Source organism: Campylobacter sp. BCW_4332, from assembly GCF_001763175.1.
In the GTDB taxonomy this organism is placed as follows: Bacteria; Campylobacterota; Campylobacteria; order Campylobacterales; family Campylobacteraceae; genus Campylobacter_D; species Campylobacter_D jejuni.
In genome coordinates this window covers 82,796-89,932 of the sequence record NZ_MJYF01000045.1, presented here as the reverse complement: position 1 = coordinate 89,932, position 7,137 = coordinate 82,796, and the positions used below count along the sequence as shown (strand labels likewise).

General features: G+C 27.8%; 8 protein-coding genes. 7 read left to right on the top strand and 1 reads right to left on the bottom strand.

The genetic code is table 11. The annotated features are described in order from the left end of the window. Positions 1-108: 108 nt before the first annotated feature. The 3 genes from AJN64_RS04840 (at position 109) to mog (ending at position 3,523) form a co-directional block, all read left to right on the top strand. Positions 109-1,863, top strand: a complete 1,755-nt coding sequence (locus tag AJN64_RS04840; RefSeq protein ID WP_070292752.1) for a tetratricopeptide repeat protein — start codon at positions 109-111, stop codon at positions 1,861-1,863. Between the two features lie 113 nt (positions 1,864-1,976). Next, the gene (gene corA, locus AJN64_RS04835; protein WP_052785398.1) at positions 1,977-2,960 is read left to right on the top strand and encodes a magnesium/cobalt transporter CorA; all 984 of its coding nucleotides are present in this window, start codon (positions 1,977-1,979) and stop codon (positions 2,958-2,960) included. Positions 2,961-2,980: 20 nt separating this feature from the next. Then, positions 2,981-3,523: a molybdopterin adenylyltransferase gene (gene mog / locus AJN64_RS04830; RefSeq protein ID WP_002861404.1), complete on the top strand. Its 543-nt coding sequence runs from the start codon at positions 2,981-2,983 to the stop codon at positions 3,521-3,523. On the opposite strand, the gene AJN64_RS04825 is transcribed toward mog, so the two are convergent. Beyond that, a complete protein-coding gene (locus AJN64_RS04825) occupies positions 3,520-3,705 on the bottom strand; it encodes a hypothetical protein (protein ID WP_002861403.1) in 186 nt (61 codons plus the stop codon). The genes mog and AJN64_RS04825 overlap by 4 nt on opposite strands. 126 nt (positions 3,706-3,831) lie before the next feature. On the opposite strand from AJN64_RS04825, the gene AJN64_RS04820 reads away from it, so the two are divergent. The 4 genes from AJN64_RS04820 to flaC are packed head-to-tail and all read left to right on the top strand — an operon-like array spanning position 3,832 to position 7,103. Then, the gene (locus AJN64_RS04820; RefSeq protein ID WP_070292751.1) at positions 3,832-5,019 is read left to right on the top strand and encodes a M48 family metallopeptidase; all 1,188 of its coding nucleotides are present in this window, start codon (positions 3,832-3,834) and stop codon (positions 5,017-5,019) included. Next, positions 5,016-5,831 (top strand): HemK/PrmC family methyltransferase, encoded by an 816-nt coding sequence (locus tag AJN64_RS04815; protein WP_070286432.1) that lies wholly within the window; start codon positions 5,016-5,018, stop codon positions 5,829-5,831. Before AJN64_RS04820 ends, AJN64_RS04815 begins: the two co-directional genes overlap by 4 nt. A gap of 12 nt (positions 5,832-5,843) precedes the next feature. Further along, positions 5,844-6,314, top strand: coding sequence for a DUF4149 domain-containing protein (locus tag AJN64_RS04810; RefSeq protein WP_070277474.1), 471 nt, complete (start codon positions 5,844-5,846; stop codon positions 6,312-6,314). Positions 6,315-6,353: 39 nt separating this feature from the next. Beyond that, on the top strand, positions 6,354-7,103 hold the full coding sequence (gene flaC, locus AJN64_RS04805) for a flagellin C (RefSeq protein WP_070277473.1): 750 nt from the start codon (positions 6,354-6,356) through the stop codon (positions 7,101-7,103). The last annotated feature ends 34 nt before the right edge of the window (positions 7,104-7,137 follow it).

Below are 7,137 nucleotides of genomic sequence, written 5' to 3'. Positions count from 1 at the left end.
ATTTATTTTTTTATTTTTGTTTTATTATTTAATTTTATAAAAATATAATTATCTTTTTATGCAACTTATAAGATAATATTGGATTTAATGTAACTATCAAGGAAAAATATGTTTGATAAAATTCATTATTATTATTTTAATGCTAATTATGAAAAATGTTTAAACTTGAGTGAGCAATTTTTAAAAGAAAGTCCAAAATTTGCTTTAGAATTTGCTATGCTTTCTTCTTATAAACTTTCTCTTTTTCAAAAAGCTTTATATTACGCTCAAGAGCTTTTTTCTTTAAATCCTACAAGTTTTAATGGTCTTATGCTTGCTAAAAGCTATATTGAAAATTTAAGACTTGATGAAGCCTTGAATTTATTACAAACACTTTTAACTCGCAAAGATGATTTAGAAGATGAACTTAAGTTAGAATTGGCTTTTATTTATAAGCTGAGTAATAAATTAGAAGAATCTGAACAAATTTTCAAAGAATTGCTTTCTAAAGATATGTATAATCTTAATCTATGGAAAAATTATGCAGAAATTTATTTTAAACATGATTTTACTAAGGCATTAAATGCACATGAACACTTGTGTCATTTTATGCAAGATTTGATTGATAAACTACAAAAAGGAATCATTGCTGAACAAACCAATCTTAATTTAATTAAACTCGAAGATAGACTTCACAGTAAAACCAAAGAAAATCTTACTATTTCTAAAATAGAAGATTTTTTAACTCATCAAATTTTACCCCAAAAAGCATACTTGCTTTTTAAGCTTTTTAGAATATCTGATTCTTTAGAACTTTTTCAATCACTACAAGAAGCCAATCAACACCATGCACAGTTTTGGCAAAACTATGCTAAGGTATTAGAATTTAACTCAAACTATCAAGAAGCTTATCATGCTTATAAAAAATGTCTTAGTTTGGATTCTCATGCAACCTATCAATTTGATTTGGCTTATCTTTTGATGCGTATGGGAGTGGATGATAATTTTGAAGAGGGTAAGAAATATTATGAAAGCAGATTATTTTATGCTCATAATGAAACTTTTTCTACTTATCATTATAATGAAAGCCTAAAAGCTTTTAATAAATTTGGCGTTGATGCTTTTAAAAATAAAGAAGTTTTAGTATTTTGCGAGCAAGGCTTTGGCGATACTATAATGTATGCAAGATGCTTAGAAAAACTTTGCAAAATCGCTTCAAAGGTTTTATTTGCTCCTCAAAGTGCCATGTATGAAATGTTTAAAAATCAAATCAAATTTTTAAATCAAAATGATGATATTTTTAAAAATGTAAAGGTTTTAAAAAATCTACCTACAAATTTTGATTATGCTATTCCTATTTGTTCTTTGCCTTTTTTTATTGATATTAAGCTTGATGAGATTTTACGATTAAAAACACCTATATTGCCACAGAAAAAACCGCATAATAAAAGAAAAAAACTTGGTATTTTTTATGCTACTCCTAATGCTGAAAATTCTGATTTATTAAGAAATGTAAAATTTGAATTTTTATTTGATATATTAAAAGACTTAGATTATGAAATCATTTCTTTTCAAATGCAATTAAAAGAAGAATTACCTAAGGTAATAGAAGATAGAAGCAAGCTTATAGAAAATTGGAATGATACTCTAAATTATTTATATGATATTGACTGTATGCTTAGTATTGATAGTGCTATAGCGCATTTAAGTTTAGCTATGGATCTTCCTACTATAGTTCTTTTACATCCTAGGTTTGATTGGCGTTGGGGAAAATTTGAAAATCCTAAAAGTTATTTTTGGCCAAAAGCAAAATGTTTTATCATAAAAGAACAAGAAGAAACAAAAAGGAATTTGCAAAAACTGATTAAAGATATTTTAAACTAAAGCTTAGTTTAAGAGCTTTAGATGGAAAATTTGGTTTTTGATTTGCAAAAATTAAAAAATTGATTTTTAAACTAATCAAGGTATAATTTTAAAGTTAAAAATAAGGAATAACTATGCTCTATGTTTATATCAAAACTCAAAATGCTTTAGTTCAAAGAATCAACTTTAATCTCGATAGTCAAGAACTACCACAAAATATTTTATGGATTGATTTACTTCATCCAAGTGCAGCAGAAATTGCTTTTATATCAAGTGAATTTAATCTTGAGTTTCCTACAAAAGAAGAAAGAGAAGAAATAGAACTTAGCGCAAAATATTGGGAAGACAATGCGACAATAACCATCAATGCTCATTTTTTAGTAAGAGATCTTAAAAGCAATGAAGAAGATAGGAATTTAATCAAGCTTCGCACAGAAATTGTTACTTTTGCTACAGCTAAAAATATCTTATTTACTATAAGATATAACGAATTTAGTACTTTTGAAGAAATTCAAGCAAGAATTTTAGCTAGTCCGAAGAATTTTGAAGATGGTTTTGATATTATTGATAAAATGTTTGAAGTGCGCGTTGAAAAAGATGCGGATTTACTAGAATGGATAGATAAAGAAGCAAGACGCTTAAGAACAAGTGTTTTAGAAAAAAAAGATGAATATAGTTATGATGAAATGCTAAAGGATATTTCAAGCTTACAAGAGCTTAATATGCGTGTAAGAGATTCTTTATTTGATAAACGTCGTGCTATGACTTCTTTGCTAAAAAGCGATAAAATCGATAAAGATATAAAACAAAATCTCACTATAGTTTTAAAAGACTTAAATTCTTTGGTTGAATTTAGTGTTTCACAACTTAATATCTTAGACAATATTCAAACCATTTTAGCCAGCCAAATCAACATAGAACAAAACAAAATCATTAAAATTTTTACCGTTGCAACTGTTGCCATGATGCCTCCTACTTTAATAGGAACTGTTTATGGTATGAATTTTAAATTCATGCCAGAACTTGAACTTCACTATGCTTATCCCATAGTGCTTGGCGTGATGGTAATTTCTATCATTTTACCTTTGGTTGTTTTCAAGAAAAAAGGATGGTTATAAAAATTTATTAAGGAGAAACAATGGATACGATAAACATAGGAATTTTAACCCTAAGCGATAGAGCAAGTAGTGGCATATACGAAGATAAAGCTACTGCTGAAATTGAAAGAGTGTTAAATTCATATATAAAAAATGATATTATTTATCATAAAGAATTAATCCCTGATGATTATGATTTGATCATTAAAAAATTACTTTATCTAGCAGATGAAAAAAAATGCGATTTGATTGTTACAAGCGGAGGTACAGGTCCAGCGCTTCGTGATGTAACCCCAGAAGCCACGGAAGCCGTGTGTGATAAAATGATGCCAGGTTTTGGAGAGCTTATGCGCTTAGAAAGTTTAAAATACGTCCCAACAGCTATACTTTCAAGACAGAATGCAGGAATTCGCAATAAATCTTTTATTATTAATTTACCAGGAAATCCTAAAGCTATAAAAGAATGTCTAGAGCCTGTTTTTCCAGCTATACCTTATTGTATTGATTTAATAGAAGGTGCTTATATAGAAGCAAATGATGAAGTTATTAAGGTTTTTCGCCCTAAGAAAAAATGTCAAAATTAAAATTTATTAGCTCTGATAAGTCTGCTTAATTGTCTAGCAAGCAGACTTGCCGAAGCTTCATCTTTACTTATCTTTTGCACTTTATTTTTAAACTTACAAAGTCTGTCATCTAAAATCATATCATTGATTGGAATTTTAGGCTTTTCTTTTTGCTTTTGTGAAATCTTTTTCTTAAAAAACATTCTTTAATCCTTTTTTATAAATATACATCAACTTAGTTGAAAAGAATATTATTTTAGATTTTAAGCTATTAACTTTATTTCATTATTTTAAGCTAGAATTCGCAAAAAACCAATCAAGGAAAAATAATGACTTTAATTGCAATTTTATGTCTTTACACAGCACTTTTATCTTGGATTTCCTATACTCAAATTCGTTTCTTAGAAAGAGAAAAAGACAAACAAGCTCAAATTTTAAGCGAAAAAGACTATCAAAATGCAGCAGACATTGCCATCGAAAATGAAAAATTTAAACTATTTTCCAATTTTTATAATTTAATCATCAATATTGCATGGATAGGTTTTGGATTTTTATATCTTAAAGAATTACTTATCTCAAACAACACTCGTTTTGAAAATACTTTATTTTTATTATCTTTTTTAATAATCACAAGCATTTTAAATCTACCTTTAAGTATTTATGAAAGTTTTATCAAAGATAAAGCCCATGGTTTTTCAAATATGACTGCAAAACTTTTTATCAAAGACACTGTAAAAAGTCTTATTTTAACTTTAATATTTGGATTTTTAATCCTTTATGCTTTGCTTTTTTACTATGATTTTTTTGGAACTTTTTGGTGGATTGCGGCCTTTATTTTTGCCTTTTGTATTATAGTGATTATAAATCTCATTTACCCTACCTTGATAGCACCTATTTTTAATAAAATGGAAAAACTAAACGATGAAAATTTGCTGAAAAAAATCAGCTCTTTAATGAAACAATGTGGGTTTAATGCAAATGGGGTTTATGTTATTGATGCAAGCAAAAGAGATAAACGTTTAAATGCTTATTTTGGTGGACTTTTTAAAAGCAAAAGAGTGGTTCTTTTTGATACATTATTAAAAGCTTTAAATGAAAGAGAACTTTTAGCTGTTTTAGGACACGAGCTTGGACATTTTGTTCATAAGGATATTATCAAAGCTTTATTTAACGGTGCTATAACTATGTTTTTACTTTTTTTTGTTTTTGCAAATTTACCTGAATTTGTTTACTTAGAAAGTCATCTAGAAGGAGTAAATGGCGGTGTATTTGCTCTTTTATTTATCTTTGCAAATATTTTTAGCTTTTTAATCTCTCCTATACTTAATGCCTTAAGTAGAAAAAATGAATTTGCAGCTGATCAACACGGAGCTAAAGTTACAAGCAAAGAAGATATGAAAAATGCGTTGATAGCTCTAGCAAGAGAAAATAAAGCTTTTATCAAAACAAGTAAAATATATACATTTTTTTATCTCAGTCATCCAAGTATTAGCGATAGAATCAAGGCTCTTTCTTGACTATAAAAAATGCTCTTATAGAAGCTAAATCTAGCTTAAAAGGTTATGAAAATGGAGCAGTATTTATACTCTGTGAATATCTAAAAAAAGATAAAGCTTGGTTATTTTTAAACCAAGATATAAAAATAGATCACAAACCTTATTTTGAGCTTATAAGACGTTTTAAATCTGGAGAACCTTTTGAATATATATTTGAAAAAGTGGATTTTTGGGGCTTAGAATTTAAGATAAAAAAAGGCGTTCTAATCCCTCGTTACGATAGTGAAATTTTACTTTTTCAAATTTTAAATTTATGCAAAAAAAATACTTTTAATAAGATTTTAGAAATAGGATTTGGAAGCGGAATTTTAAGCATTGTTTTAGCCAAAGAACTTGGGTTAAAAATCACAGCCTGTGATATCAATCCTAAAGCCTTAGAATTAGCTTTAGAGAATGCCAAATTACACAAAGTCGAACATTTGATTGACTTTAAGCTTTGTAATTTTAAGCAAATTAAAGAAAATTATGATTTTATTTTTTCAAATCCACCTTATATTAAAAATTCATATCCTATAGATATTTGGGTACAAAAAGAACCCAAAGAAGCTTTATTTGGCGGAGAAAAAGGATATGAAATTCTAGAAGAAATCATACATTTTTCCCTCGATAAAAAAGTTAAATTTTTAGCTTGTGAATTTGGCTATGATCAAAAAGAAATTTTGGAAAAAATTTTATATCAAAATAATTTCATTGTTGATTTTTTCAAAGATGAACAAGGTTATAATCGTGCTTTTATAGCTAAATTTACAAATATGCGTTATGATAAAAAATAAAAGGAGAAACTTTTGAAAGCTGTTAATTTATTTTTACTTGCCTCCATCATAGGGGTTGAACTCATACTAGGAATAGTTGTTGCACCAACAATTTTTTTTCCTCAGAATCTTATAGGGGAAGGAGTGTTGAGCCATTTTCAAAGTGGCTTAATGATGACGCAAATTTTTATTAAAATGGGATATTTACTGATTTTTGTTTCAGTGGTTAATTTTTTATATGAAATTTATTCTCTTATAAAAAATGAAATAAAATTTCAAATAAAATTTTCAAAATTTATGCTGAGTTTGCTTATTTTGATTTTAAGCTTAATATTTGTTTTTTATTTTACTAATACCATAATTGAACTCCAAAACTTAGGTGAAAACGCTACAAAAACTCAAGAATTTATCAGTATCCATAATGCAAGTGAAGTGGTGATTAAAATCATCTTGATAATGCAAGTTTTTTTGTATTTCTTAAGCTTTAAAATAGCAAAAAAATGATAGAATATTAAATAAATCCAAAAAGAGAAGGAGTAGGCCATGATGATCTCTGATGCAACTATGATGCAACAAAATTACTATTTAAACAATGCACAAAAAGCTAGCGATAAAGCTTTAGAAAATATTGCAGCTGTTCGCGCAATAAGTGGAGTTGATAGTGCCAATTTAGCTATTGCTGACTCTTTAAGATCTCAATCAAGCACTATAGATCAAGGTATCGCAAATGCTTATGATGCTATAGGGGTTTTACAAATTGCAGATGCTAGCCTTACTAATATCTCTCAAAGTGCAGATAGACTTAATGAACTTTCAGTAAAAATGAACAATGCTGCACTTAATGATTCTCAAAAAGGAATGCTAAGAACAGAAGCAACACGCATACAAGAATCCATCAATGATTCTTTTAATAATGCAACTTATAATGGAAAAAATGTCTTTCAAACTATGAATTTTGTAGTAGGTAGCGGAACTGAAACTACAAATTTAAATCCATTAGCAACAGGTGGACTAAGCATAGATAATCAAGATAGTATTACAAATTTTATGGATCAACTTGGAAGTTTAAGAAGTGAAATAGGCTCAGGTATCAATGCCATCACATCAAATATTAATGCAAGTGTTCAAAATAGCATCAACTCAAAAGCAGCTGAAAATAATTTACTAAATAATGACATGGCAAAAAATGTTAATGATTTTAATGCCAATTATCTAAAAGAAAATGCTGCTGCTTTTATTGCTGCGCAATCCAACATGCAGCTTCAAAGCAAAATTGCTAATTTATTACAATAATATAAGCCCTAAATAGGGCTTATTTCTTTATCAA

Coding starts and splice junctions, on each gene's coding strand:
- AJN64_RS04825 (WP_002861403.1), bottom strand. CDS start 3,705: ATGTTTTTTAAGAAAAAGATTTCACAAAAGCAAAAAGAAAAGCCTAAA.
- AJN64_RS04820 (WP_070292751.1), top strand. CDS start 3,832: ATGACTTTAATTGCAATTTTATGTCTTTACACAGCACTTTTATCTTGG.
- AJN64_RS04840 (WP_070292752.1), top strand. CDS start 109: ATGTTTGATAAAATTCATTATTATTATTTTAATGCTAATTATGAAAAA.
- mog (WP_002861404.1), top strand. CDS start 2,981: ATGGATACGATAAACATAGGAATTTTAACCCTAAGCGATAGAGCAAGT.
- flaC (WP_070277473.1), top strand. CDS start 6,354: ATGATGATCTCTGATGCAACTATGATGCAACAAAATTACTATTTAAAC.
- corA (WP_052785398.1), top strand. CDS start 1,977: ATGCTCTATGTTTATATCAAAACTCAAAATGCTTTAGTTCAAAGAATC.